21 protein-coding genes are annotated in these 22,384 nt (G+C 51.9%); 11 read left to right on the top strand and 10 right to left on the bottom strand.

Features of this window, described 5'->3' with window-relative positions; translation table 11 throughout:
* Position 1: 1 nt before the first annotated feature.
* The 7 genes from ftsQ to mutT all read left to right on the top strand — a co-directional run bounded on the left by ftsQ (position 2) and on the right by mutT (position 8,327).
* Positions 2-835 (top strand): cell division protein FtsQ, encoded by an 834-nt coding sequence (ftsQ, locus tag NMD08_RS21570; protein WP_003018758.1) that lies wholly within the window; start codon positions 2-4, stop codon positions 833-835.
* Positions 832-2,094 carry a cell division protein FtsA gene (ftsA, locus tag NMD08_RS21565; protein WP_003018755.1) on the top strand — a complete coding sequence of 421 codons (1,263 nt, stop codon included), beginning with the start codon at positions 832-834 and terminating at the stop codon, positions 2,092-2,094. Before ftsQ ends, ftsA begins: the two co-directional genes overlap by 4 nt.
* Before the next feature lie 62 nt (positions 2,095-2,156).
* A complete protein-coding gene (ftsZ, locus tag NMD08_RS21560; protein WP_003018753.1) occupies positions 2,157-3,308 on the top strand; it encodes a cell division protein FtsZ in 1,152 nt (383 codons plus the stop codon).
* Positions 3,309-3,408: 100 nt separating this feature from the next.
* Positions 3,409-4,326: a UDP-3-O-acyl-N-acetylglucosamine deacetylase gene (gene lpxC / locus NMD08_RS21555; RefSeq protein ID WP_003018750.1), complete on the top strand. Its 918-nt coding sequence runs from the start codon at positions 3,409-3,411 to the stop codon at positions 4,324-4,326.
* A 282-nt stretch (positions 4,327-4,608) separates the two neighbouring features.
* Positions 4,609-5,115 (top strand): secA translation cis-regulator SecM, encoded by a 507-nt coding sequence (secM, locus tag NMD08_RS21550; protein ID WP_151216742.1) that lies wholly within the window; start codon positions 4,609-4,611, stop codon positions 5,113-5,115.
* 60 nt (positions 5,116-5,175) lie between these two features.
* Positions 5,176-7,881, top strand: coding sequence for a preprotein translocase subunit SecA (secA, locus tag NMD08_RS21545; RefSeq protein WP_151216743.1), 2,706 nt, complete (start codon positions 5,176-5,178; stop codon positions 7,879-7,881).
* 56 nt (positions 7,882-7,937) lie between these two features.
* Positions 7,938-8,327 carry an 8-oxo-dGTP diphosphatase MutT gene (mutT, locus tag NMD08_RS21540; RefSeq protein ID WP_151216744.1) on the top strand — a complete coding sequence of 130 codons (390 nt, stop codon included), beginning with the start codon at positions 7,938-7,940 and terminating at the stop codon, positions 8,325-8,327.
* Positions 8,328-8,420: 93 nt separating this feature from the next.
* On the opposite strand, the gene yacG is transcribed toward mutT, so the two are convergent.
* From yacG to coaE, 3 genes are read right to left on the bottom strand one after another with little or no spacing between them, the layout of a single operon-like run.
* The gene (gene yacG / locus NMD08_RS21535; protein WP_003018740.1) at positions 8,421-8,615 is read right to left on the bottom strand and encodes a DNA gyrase inhibitor YacG; all 195 of its coding nucleotides are present in this window, start codon (positions 8,613-8,615) and stop codon (positions 8,421-8,423) included.
* A gap of 9 nt (positions 8,616-8,624) precedes the next feature.
* Positions 8,625-9,368, bottom strand: a complete 744-nt coding sequence (zapD, locus tag NMD08_RS21530) for a cell division protein ZapD (RefSeq protein ID WP_151216745.1) — start codon at positions 9,366-9,368, stop codon at positions 8,625-8,627.
* Positions 9,368-9,988, bottom strand: a complete 621-nt coding sequence (gene coaE, locus NMD08_RS21525) for a dephospho-CoA kinase (protein ID WP_370619021.1) — start codon at positions 9,986-9,988, stop codon at positions 9,368-9,370. The genes zapD and coaE overlap by 1 nt, the downstream gene beginning before the upstream one ends.
* A gap of 225 nt (positions 9,989-10,213) precedes the next feature.
* Here coaE and NMD08_RS21520 point away from each other — a divergent pair, with 225 nt between their 5' ends.
* Positions 10,214-11,257, top strand: coding sequence for a GMP reductase (locus NMD08_RS21520; RefSeq protein WP_003018732.1), 1,044 nt, complete (start codon positions 10,214-10,216; stop codon positions 11,255-11,257).
* A 31-nt stretch (positions 11,258-11,288) separates the two neighbouring features.
* On the opposite strand, the gene hofC is transcribed toward NMD08_RS21520, so the two are convergent.
* The 4 genes from hofC to nadC form a co-directional block, all read right to left on the bottom strand.
* Complete coding sequence (gene hofC / locus NMD08_RS21515) at positions 11,289-12,491, bottom strand: protein transport protein HofC (RefSeq protein ID WP_370619019.1); 1,203 nt, start codon at positions 12,489-12,491, stop codon at positions 11,289-11,291.
* Positions 12,481-13,866, bottom strand: coding sequence for a type II secretion system protein GspE (gspE, locus tag NMD08_RS21510; RefSeq protein ID WP_151216746.1), 1,386 nt, complete (start codon positions 13,864-13,866; stop codon positions 12,481-12,483). Before gspE ends, hofC begins: the two co-directional genes overlap by 11 nt.
* Positions 13,867-13,875: 9 nt before the next feature.
* Positions 13,876-14,313, bottom strand: coding sequence for a prepilin peptidase-dependent pilin (gene ppdD / locus NMD08_RS21505; protein ID WP_151216747.1), 438 nt, complete (start codon positions 14,311-14,313; stop codon positions 13,876-13,878).
* A gap of 229 nt (positions 14,314-14,542) precedes the next feature.
* The gene (gene nadC, locus NMD08_RS21500) at positions 14,543-15,436 is read right to left on the bottom strand and encodes a carboxylating nicotinate-nucleotide diphosphorylase (RefSeq protein ID WP_187253724.1); all 894 of its coding nucleotides are present in this window, start codon (positions 15,434-15,436) and stop codon (positions 14,543-14,545) included.
* 87 nt (positions 15,437-15,523) lie between these two features.
* On the opposite strand from nadC, the gene ampD reads away from it, so the two are divergent.
* Both ampD and ampE read left to right on the top strand, forming a co-directional pair.
* Positions 15,524-16,087: a 1,6-anhydro-N-acetylmuramyl-L-alanine amidase AmpD gene (gene ampD / locus NMD08_RS21495; protein WP_151216748.1), complete on the top strand. Its 564-nt coding sequence runs from the start codon at positions 15,524-15,526 to the stop codon at positions 16,085-16,087.
* Complete coding sequence (gene ampE, locus NMD08_RS21490) at positions 16,084-16,938, top strand: beta-lactamase regulator AmpE (RefSeq protein ID WP_151216749.1); 855 nt, start codon at positions 16,084-16,086, stop codon at positions 16,936-16,938. The genes ampD and ampE overlap by 4 nt, the downstream gene beginning before the upstream one ends.
* A gap of 76 nt (positions 16,939-17,014) precedes the next feature.
* On the opposite strand, the gene NMD08_RS21485 is transcribed toward ampE, so the two are convergent.
* The 3 genes from NMD08_RS21485 to aroP form a co-directional block, all read right to left on the bottom strand.
* On the bottom strand, positions 17,015-17,965 hold the full coding sequence (locus NMD08_RS21485) for a family 43 glycosylhydrolase (protein ID WP_151216750.1): 951 nt from the start codon (positions 17,963-17,965) through the stop codon (positions 17,015-17,017).
* On the bottom strand, positions 17,965-19,371 hold the full coding sequence (locus tag NMD08_RS21480) for a glycoside-pentoside-hexuronide (GPH):cation symporter (protein WP_151216751.1): 1,407 nt from the start codon (positions 19,369-19,371) through the stop codon (positions 17,965-17,967). Before NMD08_RS21480 ends, NMD08_RS21485 begins: the two co-directional genes overlap by 1 nt.
* A 156-nt stretch (positions 19,372-19,527) precedes the next feature.
* The gene (gene aroP / locus NMD08_RS21475; protein ID WP_187253726.1) at positions 19,528-20,901 is read right to left on the bottom strand and encodes an aromatic amino acid transporter AroP; all 1,374 of its coding nucleotides are present in this window, start codon (positions 20,899-20,901) and stop codon (positions 19,528-19,530) included.
* A 564-nt stretch (positions 20,902-21,465) separates the two neighbouring features.
* On the opposite strand from aroP, the gene pdhR reads away from it, so the two are divergent.
* Entirely contained in the window at positions 21,466-22,230 is a 765-nt protein-coding gene (pdhR, locus tag NMD08_RS21470) for a pyruvate dehydrogenase complex transcriptional repressor PdhR (protein WP_151216752.1), read from the top strand.
* The last annotated feature ends 154 nt before the right edge of the window (positions 22,231-22,384 follow it).

The raw sequence follows: 22,384 nt of genomic DNA, 5'->3' as shown, positions 1-22,384 counted from the left end.
TATGTCGCAGGCTGCGCTGAACACACGAAACGGTGATGAAGAAGAAGTAAACTCCTCACGCCGCAATAATGGAACGCGTCTTGCAGGAATACTGTTTCTGTTGACAGTGCTGTGCACCGTGTTTGTCAGCGGCTGGGTAGTATTGGGATGGATGGAAGATGCGCAGCGTTTGCCATTGTCAAAACTGGTGTTAACCGGTGAACGGCATTACACGCGCAATGACGATATCCGTCAGTCCATCCTGGCGCTGGGCGCTCCGGGAACCTTTATGACTCAGGATGTGAACATCATCCAGAGCCAGATTGAACGTCTCCCCTGGATCAAACAGGCGAGCGTCAGAAAGCAATGGCCTGATGAATTGAAGATTCATCTGGTTGAATATGTGCCAATAGCGCGTTGGAATGACCAACATATGGTGGATGCCGAAGGAAATACGTTCAGCGTCCCAACCGGTCGGGCCAATAAGCAGGTATTACCCATGTTGTACGGGCCGGAAGGCAGCGCGAGTGAAGTGTTGCAAGGGTTCCGTGACATGGGGCAGGTGCTGGCTAAGGATAGATTCACCCTGAAGGAAGCGGCAATGACCGCTCGTCGTTCCTGGCAGTTGACGCTGAATAACGATATTAAGCTGAATCTGGGCAGGGGCGATACGATAAAACGTTTGGCTCGCTTTGTGGAACTCTACCCGGTTTTACAGCAGCAGGCGCAAACCGATGGCAAACGGATTAGCTACGTTGATTTGCGTTATGACTCAGGAGCGGCAGTAGGCTGGGTTCCCTTGCCTCCTGAGGAATCTAATCAGCAACAGAATCAGGCACAGGCAGAACAACAATGATCAAGGCGACGGACAGAAAACTGGTAGTTGGACTGGAGATTGGCACCGCGAAGGTAGCCGCTTTAGTAGGGGAAGTTCTGCCCGACGGTATGGTCAATATCATTGGCGTGGGCAGTTGCCCATCGCGAGGTATGGATAAAGGCGGGGTGAACGACCTTGAGTCTGTGGTGAAGTGCGTACAGCGCGCCATTGACCAGGCTGAGCTGATGGCAGATTGCCAGATCTCCTCTGTGTATCTGGCGCTTTCCGGTAAACACATTAGCTGTCAGAATGAAATTGGTATGGTGCCCATTTCCGAAGAGGAAGTGACGCAGGAAGATGTGGAAAACGTGGTTCATACGGCAAAGTCCGTACGTGTTCGCGATGAACATCGCGTTCTGCACGTTATTCCGCAGGAATACGCCATTGACTACCAGGAAGGTATCAAAAATCCGGTAGGTCTTTCCGGCGTGCGTATGCAGGCAAAAGTCCACCTTATAACCTGCCACAACGACATGGCGAAGAACATCGTCAAAGCTGTTGAACGTTGTGGTCTGAAAGTTGACCAACTGATTTTTGCTGGGTTGGCAGCCAGTTATTCCGTCTTGACGGAAGATGAACGTGAGCTGGGTGTCTGCGTGGTCGATATTGGTGGTGGTACAATGGACATCGCCGTTTATACTGGCGGGGCGTTGCGCCACACTAAAGTTATCCCTTATGCAGGGAATGTCGTGACCAGCGATATCGCGTATGCCTTTGGTACGCCGCCAAGCGATGCCGAAGCCATCAAAGTGCGTCATGGTTGCGCACTGGGTTCCATCGTGGGTAAAGACGAGAGCGTTGAAGTGCCAAGCGTGGGGGGGCGTCCACCGCGTAGCCTGCAACGTCAGACTCTGGCAGAGGTCATTGAGCCGCGTTATACCGAGCTGCTCAACCTGGTCAACGAAGAAATTTTGCAATTACAAGAACAGCTTCGTCAGCAGGGTGTGAAACATCATCTGGCGGCGGGGATTGTGTTAACCGGCGGTGCTGCGCAAATTGAAGGCCTTGCGGCCTGCGCACAGCGTGTGTTCCATACGCAAGTGCGTATTGGCGCACCGCTGAATATTACTGGTCTGACGGATTATGCTCAGGAGCCGTATTATTCAACGGCGGTGGGGCTGCTTCACTACGGGAAAGAATCCCATTTGAGTGGTGAGGCTGAAGTAGAAAAACGCGTAACGGCATCAGTTGGCTCGTGGATCAAACGACTCAATAGCTGGCTGAGAAAAGAGTTTTAATTTTTAAAGAGACCGACGCACATTAACGGTCTCAGGCGACAGGCACAACGGAGAGAGAAACTATGTTTGAACCTATGGAACTTACCAATGACGCGGTGATTAAAGTCATCGGCGTCGGCGGCGGTGGCGGTAATGCCGTTGAACACATGGTGCGCGAGCGCATCGAAGGTGTTGAATTCTTCGCGGTGAATACCGACGCGCAGGCGTTGCGTAAGACGGCGGTAGGACAGACCATTCAGATTGGTAGCGGCATCACCAAAGGTCTGGGCGCGGGTGCAAACCCGGAAGTCGGTCGCAATGCGGCAGATGAAGATCGTGAAGCTCTGCGTGCAGCGCTTGACGGTGCAGACATGGTGTTTATCGCCGCTGGCATGGGCGGCGGTACCGGTACTGGTGCAGCGCCAGTAGTGGCTGAAGTGGCAAAAGATTTAGGTATCCTGACCGTTGCTGTCGTGACCAAGCCTTTCAACTTTGAAGGCAAGAAGCGTATGGCATTCGCGGAGCAGGGTATCACTGAGCTGTCCAAACACGTGGACTCTCTGATCACTATCCCGAATGACAAACTGTTGAAAGTGCTGGGTCGCGGGATCTCCCTGCTGGATGCGTTTGGCGCAGCGAATGACGTGCTGAAAGGCGCAGTACAGGGTATCGCTGAACTGATTACCCGTCCGGGTCTGATGAACGTCGACTTTGCAGACGTGCGTACCGTGATGTCTGAAATGGGCTACGCAATGATGGGTTCTGGCGTGGCGAGCGGTGAAGATCGTGCAGAAGAAGCGGCTGAAATGGCAATTTCTTCTCCGCTGTTGGAAGACATCGATCTGTCCGGCGCACGTGGCGTGCTGGTCAACATTACTGCGGGCTTCGACCTGCGTCTGGATGAATTCGAAACCGTGGGTAACACCATCCGTGCCTTTGCATCGGATAACGCGACCGTGGTAATCGGTACCTCTCTGGACCCGGATATGAACGACGAACTGCGCGTAACCGTTGTTGCGACTGGAATTGGTATGGACAAGCGTCCTGAAATCACTCTGGTAACCAACAAGCAGGTACAACAGCCGGTAATGGATCGTTACCAGCAACACGGCATGGCGCCGTTGACGCAAGAGCAAAAACCGGTAGCGAAAGTGGTTAACGACAATACGCCGCAAACCACTAAAGAGCCGGATTATCTGGATATCCCAGCATTCCTGCGTAAGCAAGCTGATTAAGAATTAGCTGGAATTTGGGAATCTGCGCTCTTTGTGCTAAACTGGCCCGCCGAATGTATAGTACACTTCGGTTGGATAGTTAATTTGGCGAGATTATACGATGATCAAACAAAGGACACTTAAACGTATCGTTCAGGCGACTGGCGTCGGTTTACATACCGGCAAAAAAGTCACGCTGACGCTACGCCCTGCGCCGGCCAACACCGGGGTCATCTATCGTCGCACCGACTTGAATCCTCCGGTAGATTTCCCGGCCGATGCCAAATCTGTGCGTGATACCATGCTCTGTACGTGTCTGGTCAATGAGCATGATGTGCGGATTTCAACCGTAGAGCACCTTAACGCTGCTCTGGCGGGCTTAGGTATCGATAACATTGTTATTGAAGTTAACGCCCCGGAAATCCCGATCATGGATGGTAGTGCTGCTCCATTCGTATACCTGCTGCTCGATGCGGGTATTGAAGAACTGAACAGCGCTAAGAAATTTGTTCGCATCAAAGAGACCGTTCGTGTCGAAGATGGCGATAAGTGGGCTGAATTCAAACCGTTTAATGGTTTCTCGTTGGATTTTACCATCGACTTTAACCATCCGGCGATTGATGCCAGCACGCAGCGCTATGCGATGAACTTCTCTGCAGATGCGTTCATGCGCCAGATCAGCCGTGCGCGTACTTTCGGCTTCATGCGTGATATCGAATATCTGCAGTCCCGTGGCCTGGCCTTGGGCGGCAGCTTCGATTGTGCCATCGTTGTTGACGATTATCGCGTATTGAACGAAGACGGTCTGCGTTTTGAAGACGAATTCGTTCGTCACAAAATGCTCGACGCGATTGGTGACTTGTTCATGTGTGGTCACAACATTATTGGTGCATTCACCGCGTATAAATCCGGTCATGCATTGAATAACAAACTGTTGCAGGCAGTCCTGGCAAAACAGGAAGCCTGGGAATATGTGACCTTCCAGGACGATGCAGAACTGCCTCTGGCGTTCAAAGCACCTTCGACCGTACTGGCATAACGACATACGCTGTCGTATAAATTCGACTGGTAAATCTGGCACTCTCTCCGGCCAGGTGAGCCAGTCGTTTTTTTATGTACTCATTAACGCAGTCTTTTCCAACGCAAATTTTTCCCTGCCACTAGGTTAAAATAGTGTGCGATCGCTGCTTTCTTGAGCATATTTACCCATGGCTGGTTGTCATTACTGCTGTGGAGCGTACGCTTTAATGATAAGATTCGTGCGCAAAAAAATGTTTTGCATTCGTAACCCCAAACGCAGGGTATATCAGGTGGCAAAAACGTGAGTGGAATACTGACGCGTTGGCGACAGTTAGGCAGACGGTACTTCTGGCCGCATCTCCTGTTGGGGATGGTCGCGGCGAGTTTTGGCCTGCCCGCGCTCAGTAATGCTGCTGAACCCAATACCCCTGCGAAGGCGACCGCCAGCAATCACGATCAATCCGGTAAAGTTAACTTTAGCCAGCTTGCTTTGCTGGAAGCGACCAATCGTCGCCCTAATTTTACCGTCGATTACTGGCATCAGCATGCCATTCGTACGGTTATTCGCCATCTTTCTTTTGCTATGGCTCCTCAGGCGTTGCCTGTTGCCGAAGAGCCGTTGCCAATCCAGGCGCACCATCTTGCGTTGCTGAATACGCTCAGCGCGATGCTGACGCAAGAAGGCAGACCGCCCGCGACCGTGAGTCGCGTGACATATACCCATTTTACCTCTCAGGCCGCGTTTAGCGTTCCGGTCTGGATCAGCCAGTTGCAGGGTATCCGCGCTGGTCCTCAACGCCTCAGCTAAAAAAGAACCTTTCAACTTATAATTTTTGACTCCGCACCGCGGGGCGTTTGAGATTTTATTATGCTAATCAAATTATTAACAAAAGTATTCGGTAGCCGTAACGAGCGTACGCTGCGTCGTATGCGTAAAGTGGTCAATGTTATCAACGCAATGGAACCGGAGATGGAAAAACTCTCCGATGATGAACTGAAAGCGAAGACCGCTGAATTCCGCGCCCGTCTGGAAAAAGGCGCCAGCGTTGAGAGCCTAATCCCGGAAGCGTTCGCGGTGGTCCGTGAAGCGAGTAAGCGCGTATTCGGCATGCGTCACTTCGACGTCCAGCTGCTCGGCGGCATGGTGCTTAACGATCGCTGTATCGCGGAAATGCGTACCGGTGAAGGTAAAACCTTGACCGCGACGCTGCCTGCCTACCTGAACGCATTGAGCGGGAAGGGTGTACACGTGGTGACCGTGAACGACTACCTGGCTCAGCGTGACGCCGAAAATAACCGCCCGCTGTTTGAATTCCTCGGCATGACCGTAGGGATCAATATGTCTGGCCTGCCAGCGCCAGCCAAGCGTGAGGCCTACAATGCCGATATTACTTACGGTACTAACAACGAATACGGTTTTGACTACCTGCGCGACAACATGGCGTTTAGCCCGGAAGAGCGTGTTCAGCGTAAACTGCATTATGCGCTGGTCGATGAAGTCGACTCCATCCTGATCGATGAAGCGCGTACGCCGCTGATCATTTCCGGTCCGGCTGAAGACAGCTCGGAAATGTATAAAAAAGTGAACAAAATCATCCCACACCTGATTCGTCAGGAGAAGGAAGATTCCGACACGTTCCAGGGGGAAGGCCACTTCTCTGTTGATGAGAAAGCGCGCCAGGTTAACCTGACCGAACGTGGTCTGGTACTGATTGAAGAGCTGCTGGTTAACGAAGGTATTATGGATGAAGGCGAGTCTCTGTACTCTCCTGGCAACATTATGCTGATGCACCACGTGACAGCCGCACTGCGCGCGCATGTGCTGTTTACCCGCGATGTCGACTACATCGTAAAAGATGGCGAAGTTATCATCGTCGACGAACACACCGGCCGTACTATGCAGGGCCGTCGCTGGTCTGATGGTCTGCACCAGGCCGTTGAAGCCAAAGAAGGTGTTGATATCCAGAACGAGAACCAGACGCTGGCATCCATTACCTTCCAGAACTACTTCCGTTTGTATGAAAAACTGGCTGGTATGACCGGTACCGCAGATACTGAAGCCTTTGAATTCAGCTCCATCTACAAATTGGATACCGTGGTTGTGCCGACCAACCGTCCGATGATTCGTAAGGATTTACCGGATCTGGTGTACATGACTGAAGCGGAAAAAATTCAGGCGATCATTGAAGATATTAAAGAACGTACCGCAAATGGCCAGCCGGTGCTGGTGGGTACTATCTCTATTGAAAAATCTGAAGTGGTCTCTAACGAACTGACCAAAGCTGGTATCAAACATAACGTTTTGAACGCCAAGTTCCACGCCAGCGAAGCGGATATCGTCGCGCAGGCGGGTTACCCGTCGGCCGTGACAATCGCCACTAACATGGCGGGTCGTGGTACCGATATCGTGCTGGGCGGTAGCTGGCAGGCGGAAGTTGCCGAGCTGGAAAACCCGACTCCGGAACAAATCGCGCAGATCAAAGCCGCCTGGCAGGTTCGCCATGACGCAGTGTTAGCTGCCGGTGGTTTACATATTATTGGTACTGAGCGTCATGAATCTCGCCGTATCGATAACCAGCTGCGTGGTCGTTCTGGACGTCAGGGGGATGCGGGTTCTTCTCGTTTCTATCTGTCGATGGAAGATGCGCTGATGCGTATTTTTGCCTCTGACCGCGTGTCCGGCATGATGCGTAAACTGGGTATGAAGCCAGGTGAAGCGATTGAACACCCGTGGGTCACCAAAGCGATTGCTAACGCGCAGCGTAAAGTGGAAAGTCGCAACTTCGACATTCGTAAGCAATTGCTGGAATATGATGATGTCGCCAACGACCAGCGTCGCGCAATCTACACCCAGCGTAACGAACTGCTGGACGTATCTGACGTTAGCGAAACCATCAACAGCATCCGTGAAGATGTCTTCAAAGCAACGATTGATGCCTATATTCCGCCACAATCTCTGGAAGAAATGTGGGATATCCCGGGTCTGCAGGAACGTCTGAAAAACGACTTCGATCTGGATATGCCGATTTCAGAGTGGCTGGATAAGGAGCCTGAGCTGCACGAAGAAACGCTGCGCGAACGAATTCTGGCAAACGCCGTAGAAGTTTATCAGCGTAAAGAAGAAGTTGTGGGTGCGGAGATGATGCGTCACTTTGAAAAAGGCGTGATGCTGCAAACTCTCGACTCCCTGTGGAAAGAGCACCTTGCGGCGATGGACTATCTGCGTCAGGGTATCCACCTGCGTGGTTATGCGCAAAAAGATCCGAAACAGGAATACAAGCGTGAATCCTTCTCTATGTTTGCATCAATGCTGGAATCACTGAAGTACGAAGTGATCAGCACCCTGAGCAAAGTTCAGGTGCGTATGCCTGAAGAAGTAGAAGCGATGGAGCAGCAGCGTCGCGAAGAAGCTGAACGTTTAGCGCAGATGCAGCAACTGAGCCATAAAGGTGATGATTCTGCTGCGGCAGAAGAGCTGGCGGCACAAACCGGCGATCGTAAAGTGGGTCGTAACGATCCGTGTCCTTGCGGTTCCGGCAAAAAATACAAACAGTGCCATGGCCGTCTGAGCTAAGTAAATAACTTACTGAAAAGGCGCAGAATTCTGCGCCTTTTTTATGGAAGATAAAGATGAAAATACTGCAGATCGCCGTCGGAATTATTCGTAATCCGCAACATGAAATTTTTATAACCCAGCGTGCGGCGGATGCCCACATGGCAAATAAGCTGGAGTTCCCCGGCGGAAAAATTGAAGCGGGCGAAACGCCGGAACAGGCGCTGGTTCGCGAGCTACAGGAAGAAGTTGGTATTACGCCGACTCAAAGCTCGTTGTTCGAAAAGCTGGAGTATCAGTTTCCGGACAGACATATTACGCTGTGGTTCTGGCTGGTTGAAAGCTGGGAAGGCGAGCCATGGGGAAAAGAGGGGCAGCCAGCGCAGTGGATTGGGCAACATGCTTTGAATGCGGAAGATTTCCCGCCTGCGAATGCACCGGTCATTGAAAAGCTGATTGCTGGTTAATGGTGTTCGTCGCGCGTAAGCCGGATAAGGTAACGCCGTATCCGGCAAATTAGGGCGGGGCTGTACGCTTGCTCGCCCTCCGTTTTAGTTGAATTACTTCTGTTCTTCACTCCAGTCGTCGCTTTCCGACAAGTCGCCTGAGCTTGGGATACGTTTCTCTTCTGCAGCCCACTCACCGAGATCGATTAACTGGCAGCGCTTGCTGCAGAATGGGCGAAACGGACTGACTTCAGCCCACACGACGGGTTTGCCGCAGGTTGGGCAGTTGACGATGGTTTGTTCAGACATGTTGACTCCTTAACAGCACGCCAGATCAAAATCTAGACGCTCAGGCACCTGGCCATTCTCGCTATCCAGCGGCATAAAGCGAATGGCAAAACGGCTCTTATGACCAGAGATTTGCGGATAAAGCTGCGAATCAAGCGGCAGCTGCAAGCGAAGAAGATCCGCATCTTCGCCGTTGTCCTGGTAAAAACCATTCAGGCTGGTTTGCTTACGAAACGGCGCAGAGTTGCGAATTAAATCCAGCACCAGCGACAGCGCCTGATTGAGCGGATTCAGGCTGGCAAGCCAGGTTTCAACCTGCGCGTCGCGATGTGATTGCGGTAAATGTAACCAGATATGCAGGGTTGGCAGATCGAAACTGCAGCACCCGCCAGGAATGCTTAAACGTTGACGCACGAGGCCAATCAGACGATCTTCGCGCAGCGTTTGTCCAATCCGCGGGGCCGAAATCAGAATGCTGCCTGCGCTTTTTAACTGCTGGCGCAAAGCGTCGATCCTGCTTTGATCGACGCCGGGAACTTCAACCCAGGCCTGGAGTTTACGCTGTTGTCTTTCCAGCTCTTTGAGGAGTTCGGTACGGACTTCACCGCGTTCAAATACATCCAGTAAATCTCCGATATTACGGAAAAAATGCAGTGCACCTGCATGGTCCGCAATGGGTAAATTAACGGAGAGCTGTTGGATTAAAAACTCAATGCGCAGCCATGTACGCATCTTCTCATTGAGAGGGTGTTCAAAAAGGACCTGGGTGTGCATTACGGTTTTTCCTGTGAGACAAACTGCAACGCGCATTGCAAATAGAGCGCGTGCAGGCGGGCGACATCCGAAGCGATGGCTTCCGGTGCGCCATTATTATCAATAACATCGTCTGCCACGGCCAAACGCGCTTCACGCGTTGCCTGAGCAGCAAGAATTTGTTCCACATGCTCACGCGTGACGTCATCACGCCGCATAGTGCGTCTGAGCTGTGTTTCGGGGTTAACATCTACCACCAGTACGCGGTTGGCTTTTTTATACAGCGAATTTTCCACCAGCAAAGGTACAACCCACAACAGATAAGGGGACGTCGCTTGCTGAAACTGGCGCTGCGTTTCCTGCTGAATAAGCGGATGGAGCAGGGCATTCAGCCATTTTTTCTCCTCTGGGGCGGAAAAAATGCGTTCGCGTAAAATGCGTCGCTGCAACGAGCCGTCTGCGGCGATCACCTCGGAACCAAAATGTTCTTCAATCGCCTTAAGGGCGGGTGTGCCGGGTTCAACCACCTGGCGCGCAATAATATCTGCATCAATGACGTTTATTCCGAGGTCAGCGAACGCATTTGCAACGGTGCTTTTACCACTGCCAATGCCGCCGGTTAAGGCTACCGTATACCTCATAGATGCAGATCCCGGAGTTTAAGTTTGATTATCAAACAGTTAAAAGTTAAGCGTGCGAAGGCGAGGCTGCTGCAGGATTAACCTGCTATTCGCCAGGTAAATTTATGGGATTGTAGCGTAAAAAAAGAGAATTTCGCAGTCTTGCGCGGCATTGATTAGTGCGTATGATAGCGTCACTGGAGTTGTGAGTTTCGATTTTTCGCCATTAACCCCAGGAATCCGCACATGCGTATCGAAGAAGATCTGAAGTTAGGTTTCAAAGACGTTCTTATCCGCCCTAAGCGTTCTACTCTCAAAAGCCGTTCCGATGTTGAGCTGGAACGTCAATTTACCTTTAAGCATTCAGGTCAGACCTGGTCCGGCGTTCCCATTATTGCCGCGAACATGGACACTGTCGGTACGTTTGCCATGGCAACGGCGCTGGCATCCTTCGACATCCTGACCGCTGTGCACAAACACTATTCTGTTGAAGACTGGGCCGCATTCATCGCAGAGACTTCTGCCGATGTACTCAAACACGTAATGGTTTCAACCGGCACGTCTGACGCAGACTTCGAAAAAACCAAACAGATTCTGGCGCTCAACCCAGCGCTGAACTTTATCTGCATTGATGTGGCAAATGGCTACTCAGAGCATTTTGTTCAGTTTGTGTCGAAAGCACGTGAAGCATGGCCGACAAAAACGATTTGTGCGGGTAATGTGGTCACCGGAGAAATGTGCGAAGAGCTGGTACTTTCCGGCGCGGACATTGTTAAAGTCGGCATTGGCCCGGGTTCTGTATGTACCACGCGTGTAAAAACCGGTGTTGGCTATCCGCAACTTTCGGCGGTTATTGAATGTGCCGATGCTGCTCACGGTCTGGGGGGCATGATTGTCAGCGACGGTGGTTGCACGATGCCTGGCGACGTGGCAAAAGCGTTTGGCGGCGGTGCAGACTTCGTTATGCTCGGCGGTATGTTAGCTGGTCATGAAGAAAGCGGCGGCAAAATTGTTGAAGAAAACGGCGAGAAATTCATGCTGTTCTACGGTATGAGCTCTGAATCTGCCATGACGCGTCACGTTGGTGGCGTTGCGCAGTACCGCGCAGCGGAAGGTAAAACCGTTAAGCTGCCTCTGCGCGGCCCGGTTGATAATACCGCTCGCGATATCCTCGGCGGCCTGCGCTCTGCTTGTACCTATGTCGGTGCTTCCCGTCTGAAAGAGCTGACCAAACGTACAACGTTTATTCGTGTACAGGAACAAGAAAACCGCGTTTTCAATAGCCTGTAATATGATAGCTGGCGCGTTCTTCGCGCCAGCGTCATCCCACCCCGCTCATCGCATCTCCCAAATGAAAAATCGGTAAATACATCGCGACGACCAACGTACCGATAATCACCCCCGTAACGATCAGCAGCGCAGGCTCAAGTAGCGCAGCCAGATTCTCCGCCTGAGACAAGGTTTTATCGCCGTGGTGATGGGCCAGATTACGCAGCATGGCATCCAGCGAGCCGGATGCTTCACCTGTTCTGACCAGTTGTATACACAATGGGCTGAATTCACCACAATTTTTAAGCGCTAACCAGATGGGTTTTCCGGTGCTGATGTTGTGATGTACTTGTATTAATCGTTGCGACCAGAAAGGGTTGTCCAGCGTTTCAGCTACGCTCTCAAGGCCTTGCAGAAAAGGAATACCTGCATTTTGCGTTAATGCCAGAACAGTGAAGATTTGCGTGAGTTTTTGCCCTCTCACCATTGGCCCAATGACCGGAAGACCGAGCAGAAATTTCTGGCGCAGAATAAGCCAGTAGGGTTGTTGTTTTATCAGGTGATATACCGCAATCGCAACCATGCTGAATACTACTGCCAGCCATCCCCATTGGCTGCTAAAGTGCGCGATGGCAATAATCCACTGAGTAAGTACCGGTAGCGGAGTGTTGAACGTCCGGTAGATGGCTGCAAACTCAGGGAGTACAAACTGCAACATCGCAAATACGACCATCATTGCCATCGTGATGATGATAATCGGATAGCGCAGGGCTTTTTTCACTTTATCAGCGAGCTGCTGTTGATTCTGTTGCTGGCGCGCGAGTTCAAAACAGCAGTCGTCCAGCTTACCTGTAAGCTCTCCGGTGCGGATCATTGCCTGATAAAGCGGCGGAAAAACGTGTTGCCATTGCGATAGCGAGGTGGAGAGCGAAATCCCCTGCTCCATATCGTGAGCCAGCGTGCGCAGTAGCGCCTGCCACTGGCTGCTCGGGTGCTGTTCAGCCAGCAGAGTTAAGCTTGCCGAGAGCGTTAGTCCTGCTTTCAGTAATGTTGCCAGTTGATGTACGGTTTCGGCGCTTCTGTCGCGACTCCAGTGTGAAGTTTTGATGTGCATACGGTTAATGCGCAGTGGCGTAATATGCAGTTGTTCGAGAGCAAGTATCAATGAGGGGCGGGTATCAGCCCACAGTACGCCTTCCTGTGGATGACCTTCGTTGCTAATACCTTGCCAGCGCCAAAGCTGTTTAGCTGACATGGGGCATGCCCAGTACGCGGATCAGCTCTTCAAATGTTGTTAGCCCTTGTTCGACGGCCTGACAGCCATTTTCAAACAGCGTACTCATCCCCAATTGCTGCGCAGCCGATTCTACTGCGTCTACTGACGTCCCGTTGGCGATGCTTTGGCGCAATGCGGGCGTAACGGGAAGCACTTCAAACAATGCGGTACGGCCATAAAATCCGTGATAGCAGTGTTCGCAGCCAGCGGCTTGCCAACGTGGCAGTGGCGTAGGCCAGGCAGCTTCGGGGAGCGTGATTGGTTTTTCCAGACGTTGTCGGCAGTGGGGACACAGTTTTCTTACCAACCGCTGGGCAATAACGAGCGTCAGCGCGGAGGCGATCATCCAGCGAGCAACCCCCATTTGCTGCAGGCGTACCAGCGTTTCAGTGGTGGAATTGGTATGCAGTGTTGATAGCACCAGATGACCGGTTTGTGCGGCTTTAAGGGCTATTTCAGCCGTTTCGCCATCGCGGATTTCACCCACCATGATAATGTCGGGATCCTGGCGCAGCAGAGCGCGCAATACGCCCTGAAAAGTGAGACCGGCGCGGGGATGAATTTGAGTCTGGTTAAGCCCGGCGATCGGGATCTCTACCGGATCTTCCACGCTGCAAAGATTCACCTGCGGGGTGTTTCGGGTTTGCAGCGCACTGTACAGCGTGACCGTTTTACCGCTTCCTGTGGGGCCGGTGACCAGAATCAGCCCTTGAGGCTGCTGCAACGCTTGTGAAAATGCTGCTAACTGCGCGTCCTGCATTCCCAGCGCAGTGAGTTCCAGCGTTTGATTGACCTGATGAAGTAGCCGCAGCACTACTTTTTCGCCGAAGCGACAGGGCAGGGTGGCGATGCGAAAAGAGACCGATTCTCCTGAAATCTCAACGGTAAATTGTCCGTCTTGCGCAAGTCGATGCTCGGCAATATCCAGACTGCCTAAAACTTTTAACCTTGCGGTAATAGCGATACCCATCTCGATTGTGACTTCCGGTAAAACATGCAGTACGCCATCCACACGTAATCTGATCCGATAGTGACTTTCCGCTGGCTCAAAATGAATATCAGAAGCCCGTTGCACCAGAGCGGATTGGAACGTCTGATTCAGCAAGTCTGCGGCGCTGGCACTGCTTTTAGTGACGACCGTCGGGAGCATTTTGCGTGGCGTATGCGTGTGGCCTTCCATTTGCTGACGCGTCCAGCAAACAATGTCGATGCGTCGGGTAGTCGCAAAATGCAGTGCGTCCAGTAGCTCGTGGGATGGGGCCTCCACGACGGCGATGTGCACCACTTCATTATCTGCATCCAGTAATGTGGCCTGATAACGTTGGCACAGCGCTGTAAGTTGGGTGGTATTCATCTCTTTTCCTTAGTTGATATCGAAACGAAAAACGTCTTCGCAGGCCTGTTGCAATGCGCTGTCATTCTGGATGACGCAGTTACGACTCCAGCCAGTAATGCCGTTTGCATCGTCCCAACCCGGCGCCATGGTGATGCTTAGCCCGTTCAGGCTTTCCTGCCCGCTGAGGCTGACAATGCCTTTTTCCACGCTCATGGCGGAGACATATCGGGTGGTGGTTGGAGAAGGGATGCCATTGGTTCCGGCATCGCAGGTTTCTGTCCCGCCATGCTCCAGCGCACAAAGCTCAACTGCCGTGCGATAGGGAACAAAGGTTTGCAGCATGTCGGTCAGCGCGGCTTTGCGCAGATAGTTTTGATAAGCCGGAATGCCGATGGCGCTAAGAATGGCAATAATGCCAATGACCACCATAAGTTCGATAAGCGTGAATCCTCGTTGCTTGTCCATCGTTCGCTCCTTGAGTTAGCTGGCGCTACTTTGGCAAACGCTCTGGGCCACGGCGAGAGGCAAATAACTGAATGGGAAGGCGGGTTCCGAGGATTTTTACGAGATTACAGAATCAAACAACGTATTTGCGAAGAGGCTCGAAGAAACTGCCGGATAACGGCGAAAACGCCTTCTCCGGCATGCAGAATGGCCCGATAAGCAAAGCGCCATCGGGCAATACAAACAGCAATTAGCGAAAACGCATGGAGAGATCGAGCGCGCGAACGTGCTTGGTCAACGCGCCAACAGAGATGAAATCCACGCCGGTTTCGGCAAATTCGCGCAGCGTTTCGTGAGTGACGTTACCCGACACTTCCAGACGTGCCTGGCCGTTGGTGCGTTTTACTGCTTCACGCATTTGGTCAGTTTCGAAGTTATCAAGCATTATGATGTCAGCCCCGGCTTTCAGCGCGTCGTCCAGTTCATCCAGGCTTTCGACTTCGACTTCAACCGGCACATCCGGGTGCAGCCAGAAGGCTTTTTCCACGGCCTGACGTACCGAGCCAGACGCAATAATGTGGTTTTCCTTGATCAGGAAAGCGTCAGAAAGCCCCAGACGATGATTTGCGCCGCCGCCGCACAATACGGCGTATTTCAGCGCGGTACGCAGACCCGGCAGGGTTTTACGCGTATCCAGAAGCTGGGTTTTTGTCCCCGCCAGCAGGTCGACGTATTTACGTACTTCGCTAGCCACACCGGAAAGCGTCTGCACAAAATTAAGCGCGGTACGTTCGCCGGTCAGCAGTACGCGGGAAGGGCCGTCCAGTTCAAACAGTGGCTGATTAGCCTTAATGCTGTCGCCATCTTTGACATGCCAGGTGATGTTGACATCATCGCCCGCCAGTTGAATAAAGACCTCTTCCACCCAACGTTTCCCACAAAAAACGCCATCTTCGCGGGTAATGACGGTAGCGTGGGAGCGCATGTCTTCGGGTAAAAGCTGTGCGGTGATATCGTTATTGGCATCAACTTCTCCGCCTAAATCTTCACGCAGCGCCTGAGCTACAGCTGCAGGGATATCGAGATTTATGCGTTCCAACAGCGCGTCACGTCGGTAGTCAGGGTTATAGCGGCGAGGCGGCATGATAAAACTCCAAATTGCTAACGAATCATAAGGTGGAAACATGCTACCCTGAACCTGATATGAGCACCACCAATAAGGAGATTCTGCATGTTGTTAGACGAGGGCTGGCTGGCAGAGGCGCGACGCGTTCCCTCTCCTCATTATGATTGCCGCCCGGATGACGAAACCCCTTCTCTGCTGGTGGTGCATAATATCAGCCTGCCGCCCGGTGAGTTTGGCGGCCCGTGGATCGACGCGCTGTTTACGGGCACGATTGATCCCAATGCCCATCCTTATTTTGCCGGAATCGCCCATTTGCGCGTTTCTGCCCATTGTTTGATTCGCCGTGACGGTGAAATCGTGCAGTATGTCCCCTTTAATAAACGCGCCTGGCATGCTGGCGTCTCGAGCTATCAGGGTCGTGAACGCTGTAATGATTTCTCAATTGGTATTGAGCTGGAAGGGACGGATACGCTGGCCTATACCGATGCGCAGTACCGGCAACTGGCCGCTGTGACGAATGCCCTGATTACGCGTTATCCGGCCATTGCCAACAATATGACAGGACATTGCAATATTGCGCCCGAGCGTAAGACCGATCCCGGGCCCTCATTTGACTGGGCAAGGTTTCGCGCCCTGGTCACCCCCTCGTCGGACAAGGAGATGACATGACGCTGTTTACAACATTACTGGTGTTGATTGTTGAACGCCTTTTTAAGCTGGGTGAGCACTGGCAGCTTGATCACCGGGTTGAAGTTCTTTTCCGCCGGGTTAAGCATTTCTCGATGATGCGTACGGTAGGCATGGCCCTGATTGCGATGGGGGTGACGTTCCTGCTGCTACGTGCACTCCATGGGCTACTGTTTAACGTGCCCTTACTGGTGGCATGGATCGTAATTGGCTTGCTGTGCATCGGCGCTGGCAAGACGCGTCTTCATTATCATGCATATTTGAACGCGGCTGCCCGCGCTGACGCTCACGCTCGTGAGGCGATGGCCAGCGAGCTGACACTTATTCATGGGGTTCCGCCGGACTGCGATGAGCGTGAGTTTTTGCGTGAACTGCAGAATGCGCTGTTATGGAACAACTTTCGCTTTTACCTGGCGCCGTTATTCTGGCTGATTGTCGGTGGTCCGTGGGGACCAGTGACGCTGGTGGGTTATGCTTTTTTACGTGCCTGGCAGTCCTGGCTGGCGCGCTATCAGACGCCGCACCAGCGTCTGCAATCGGGTATCGATGCGATCCTGCATGTGCTGGACTGGATCCCGGTGCGTCTGGCGGGCGTGGTCTATGCGCTGTTAGGACACGGCGAGAAAGCGCTGCCTGCCTGGTTTGCATCGCTTGCTGATCTCCATACTTCGCAATACCAGGTGCTTACTCGTTTGGCGCAGTTTTCTCTGGCGCGCGAACCCCATACCGATAAAGTCGAAACGCCAAAAGCCGCTGTTTCAATGGCGAAGAAAACCTCGTTTGTGGTGGTGGTGGTCATTGCGCTGCTGACAATTTATGGCACGCTGATCTAGCGATTGTAGCCGGGATTGCGACGTAACCGCGTTATCCGGTCTGGCGCATATGTAGACCGGATAACGGTGCAATGACTCAATACGTATCCGCTGGCGGGATGCCAAAATCAGGCATTCCGTTTTTGTCCCAGCGCACGAGCTTCAGACGCGTATGGCGGTTTGGGTCGTACAGCGGATCGCCCTCGATTTCGGTGTAATTTCTGGCGTGGTACACCAGCACATCTTCACCTTCCGGCGTTTGCGTAAAACTGTTGTGCCCAGGGCCGAACTGGCGGTTTTCGTAGCTGGTGGTAAAGACCGGGCGTGGTGATTTGTGCCAGTGCTGTGGGTTGAGCGGATCGGCATTGAGGTCAATCCACAATAATCCCATACAGTAATTCTCGTCGGTGGCGCTGGCAGAATAACTGATAAACAGCTTGTCGCCGTGAACCATGACCGCCGGACCTTCGTTGACCCAAAAACCCCGACATTCCCAGTCATATTCTGGATGGCTGAGTATCACCGGCTCACCTTTAATCGTCCATGGGTTTTCCATCTCAGCAAGATAGATATTGGAGTTCCCGGCAATATCGGGCGATTTCTGCGCCCACAGATACCACTGTTTTCCCTGATGGTTAAAGGTGGTGGCATCAAGTGCGAAGGTATCAAACTGCGTTTTAATCTGGCCTTTTTCTGTCCAAATACCTGCCAGCGGATCGCTGTCCGCGCATTCGAGCGCAAACATACGGTGCTGAAACATTCCCTGCTTGTCGAGCGTCTGTGTGTGGCTGGCGGCAAAATAGATGTACCACTTACCAGCCAGATGATGGATTTCAGGCGCCCAGATGAGCTGGCTCATGGGACCACTTTCTGGTTTGCGCCAGACGACAACCGGGAAGGCGGTGCGCAGCCCTTCCAGCGAGTCAGCCCGGCGGATCTCCAGTCGATCGTATTCGGGCACTGAAGCAATGAAATAATAGTGGCTACCGTCACGTAAAATAAACGGATCGGCACGTTGTTCAATAAAGGGATTAGGCCACTGATTCATCAGGCTTTCCTTACGGTTTCTGTTGTTTTTATCTCGTGGTATTCATTCAGTTCACGATAGTTGGCGCGGCGCTTTTCTAAATCTGTCTGGATTTGCTGCATAAACTCGCGGTCAACTTTCAGCAGACGAACCACGCCTGCGGTAATCAGGTAGCCTACGCCAGGTATGATGGTAAACAGCAGCATAATGCCGTTAATAGCGGAGTCGCTTTGCGCTTTCGCCCCTGCGTCGTAGCCGTACCAGGAAAGCAGGAAGCCAACCATCGCTCCGGCAATCGCCAGGCCCAGTTTCAGGAAGAACAGGTTGCCGGAGAAGCTGATTCCAGTGATGCGTTTACCGGTTTTCCACTCGCCGTAGTCATCGACATCCGCCATCAGCGACCAGTGCAGCGGGGATGGGATCTGATGCAGGATGTTGAGCAGGAAGTAGAGCAGCATAATCATCATGGTGGCTTTCGGATCGAAGAAGTAAAACGCTGCGGAGAAAATCGCCAGGATGATGTTGGTCCAGAAGAAGACTTTCAGTTTGCACCAGCGATCGGTTAACACCTTCGCCAACATGCTGCCGATCATCATGCCTATAACGCCAAGGCTGATAAACAATGTCGCAAATTGCGTACTCTGCTGCATAACCCAGGTCACGTAGTACATGGTGGCGGCCATGCGAATAAAGCCCGGACAGACGTTGCACAGGGTTAACAGCAGAATTTTTACCCATTGATCGTTCTTCCATACGTCTTTCAGATCGGCTTTTAAATCGTCGTTAGTCGGGACGGCAGGACGTACACGCTCACGGACGGTTGCAAAGCAAAACAGGAACATACACATGCCGATGAAGGCCAGTACCGCCATCGCCATTTGATACCCTTTGGCTTTGTCTTCTCCACCGAACCAGTCCGCCATTGGCAGCAGAGTGAGGGAGAGCAGCAGAGTTGCAATTCCTACCAATACAAAGCGATATGACTGGCAGGCGACGCGTTCTTGCGGATCGTTGGTGATGACGCTGCCGAGAGAGCAATAGGGGATATTGATCGCTGTGTAGGTAATTGAGAGCAGGAAGTAGGTGACAAAGGCATAGATAACTTTGCTGTTATATGTCCACTCCGGGGTGGTAAACATCAGTACGCTGAATAATGCGTACGGGAAAGCCATCCACAATAACCATGGACGAAATCGACCATATTTGCTGCGCGTACGGTCGGCCATTGCGCCCATAATGGGATCGGTAACGGCATCAATAACGCGTACTGAGAGCAGTAATACGCCGACCAGGGCAGGCGCCAGACCAAAAATATCTGTATAAAAATAGTTTACAAACAACATGATGGCGCCAAAAATGATGTTGCATCCGGCGTCGCCCATTCCATAGCCGATCTTTTCTTTCACCGTGAGCTTACTGGTTTCCATCAACTGCACTCCATGAATGAGATATGGAGAGAATTATTGTCTGGTACCGGTGTTTTTGCGTTGCAGGATAACGCCGCTGATATGGACTAAACAGTCATGAGTGGGAAAGTGTGAGGCAGGTAACAACCCCCACCTGGTGCAGGTGGGGGAGGGAAATTAATGTGCTTTAACTGTGCCGGCGGTTTTCTGCTTGAACAGGTAACCAATGCCAAGAACAGCAATCCATACCGGGATTAAGTACACTGAGATCGCCATGCCCGGCGTCATCAGCATAATCACCAGTACTGCGGCCATGAAAATCAGGCATACCCAGTTACCCAGCGGATAGAGCAGAGCCGGGAAGCGGGTGGTAACCCCCTGCTGCTGTTTGGCTTTGCGGAACTTCATGTGCGCCAGGCTGATCATTGCCCAGTTGATCACCAGCGCGGAAACCACCAGCGCCATCAGCAGACCAAAGGCGGATTCTGGCGCCAGATAGTTGATCAGCACACACAGAGCCGTAACCAGCGCGGAAACCAGAATGGTGTTCACCGGTACGCCGCGTTTGTCGACATTCATCAGCGCTTTTGGCGCGTTACCCTGCTGTGCAAGACCGAACAGCATGCGGCTGTTGCAGTAAACGCAGCTGTTATAGACAGAAAGAGCGGCGGTCAGCACCACGATGTTCAGCGCATTGGCAACAAACGTATCGCCCAGTTCGTGGAAAATGAGGACAAACGGGCTGGTATCAGCCGTGACGCGCGTCCATGGCATCAGGGAAAGCAGAACAGCCAACGAACCCACATAGAAAATCAGGATACGGTAGATAACCTGGTTGGTGGCTTTGGGAATACTTTGCTCCGGGTTATCGGCTTCTGCTGCGGTGATCCCGACCAGCTCCAGCCCACCGAAAGAGAACATAATAATCGCCATCATCATCACCAGACCGGTGAAGCCGTGCGGCAGGAAGCCACCCTGGTTCCACAGGTTACTGACGCTGGCCTGCGGCCCGCCGTTGCCGCTGAATAACAGCCAGCCGCCGAAGATGATCATCGCGACTACGGCAATGACTTTAATAATGGCAAACCAGAACTCCATCTCACCAAACACTTTTACGTTGGTCAGGTTGATGGCGTTGATAATCACGAAGAAAGCTGCCGCAGAGGCCCAGGTTGGGATCTCCGGGTACCAGAACTGGATATATTTACCGACAGCCGTCAGCTCAGCCATGGCAACCAGAACGTACAGCACCCAGTAGTTCCAGCCAGAGGCGAAACCCGCAAAACTCCCCCAGTATTTATAAGCAAAGTGACTAAAGGAGCCTGCTACCGGCTCTTCAACCACCATTTCACCAAGCTGGCGCATAATCAAAAAGGCGATAAAGCCGGCAATAGCGTAACCCAGAATAATCCCCGGTCCTGCAGACTGGATAACGGATGCGCTACCGAGGAATAACCCGGTACCAATCGCGCCACCCAGTGCGATTAGCTGTATATGGCGGTTCTTAAGACCACGCTTGAGCTGATCGCCATGCTGTTGACTTTCCATCATTAAACCTCGTGTGTGGTTTTACTCTTCATCTTTCGAGTACTTATTTTTTGAACTACGCAGCAATGCGTGTGTAAGTTTGCAATTCCGTTTGTTGTATTAATTTGTTTACAGATGCTTTTGATAAAATGTTGCCTTAATACTTTTGTCTTGTTCAGAATAATGATATGCGAGCGCGAATGCACCTGCTTTATGCGGGGAAGCTATCGAGTTGAATAAAAAGAAACCATTTGTAAATGCGAGTTTATCTACCTCAAAATTTCCATTTTGAATTTCTATTCATTATTTGTAATTGAAATATCGATAAATAAGCTGGTGAATCGGTTCAGATAAGATAACTTTTCGTTTCAATTCCGTTAAAACTACCTCGGGGTGGGTAAATTTAACATTTGTGCATAGTTACATGTTTGAAACGTTATATCTGTAATGTTGTTAAAATATGCCCCCTTTACTGATTTCAATCAAAACCTGTATGGACAGAAGGTGAATACTTTGTTACTTTAGCGTCAAGAACATGAAATTGGTAAGACCAATTGACTCCGGGCAAATGGCTTAAGACAGGAAATCATGGCCTACAGCAAAATCCGCCAACCAAAACTCTCCGATGTGATTGAGCAGCAGCTGGAGTTTTTAATTCTTGAGGGGACACTTCGCCCCGGAGAAAAACTCCCACCGGAACGCGAGCTGGCAAAGCAGTTCGACGTCTCCCGCCCCTCCTTACGCGAGGCGATCCAACGCCTTGAAGCGAAGGGGTTACTGCTTCGTCGTCAGGGCGGTGGCACTTTTGTTCAGAGCAGCCTGTGGCAAAGCTTTAGCGACCCACTGGTAGAGCTGCTCTCCGACCATCCTGAATCCCAGTTTGACCTGCTTGAGACGCGCCATGCGCTGGAAGGTATTGCAGCCTATTACGCTGCACTGCGCAGCACGGATGAAGACAAAACGCGAATCCGTGAACTCCACCATGCGATCGAGCTGGCTCAACAGTCCGGCGATCTTGACGGCGAATCTGATGCGGTACTGCAGTATCAAATTGCTGTCACCGAAGCGGCGCATAATGTGGTGCTGCTCCATTTGCTAAGGTGTATGGAGCCAATGCTGGCCCAGAACGTTCGGCAAAACTTCGAATTGCTGTATGCGCGTCGCGAGATGTTGCCGCTGGTAAGCAGTCACCGTACCCGTATCTTTGAAGCAATTATCGCTGGGAAGCCTATCGATGCGCGTGAAGCGTCTCACCGTCACCTGGCCTTTATCGAAGAGATTCTGCTAGACAGAAGTCGTGAGGAAAGTCGTCGTGAACGCGCCTTACGCCGCCTGGAGCAACGAAAGAATTAGTGATTTTTCTGGTAGAACGTTAACCAGAAGATGTTGTAAATCAAGCGCCAATTAAAGTGCGCGGCAACTAAACGCAGAACCTGTCTTATTGCGTTCTCTGGCGAGAACGCAATGGGACAGGTTCCAGATAACTCAACGTATTAGATAGATAAGG

The sequence above is a fragment of the Citrobacter meridianamericanus genome (assembly GCF_041320245.1).
Classification (GTDB): domain Bacteria; phylum Pseudomonadota; class Gammaproteobacteria; order Enterobacterales; family Enterobacteriaceae; genus Citrobacter; species Citrobacter meridianamericanus.
The sequence above is the reverse complement of the archived record's forward strand: the minus strand, read 5'-3'. Positions and strand labels throughout refer to the sequence as shown.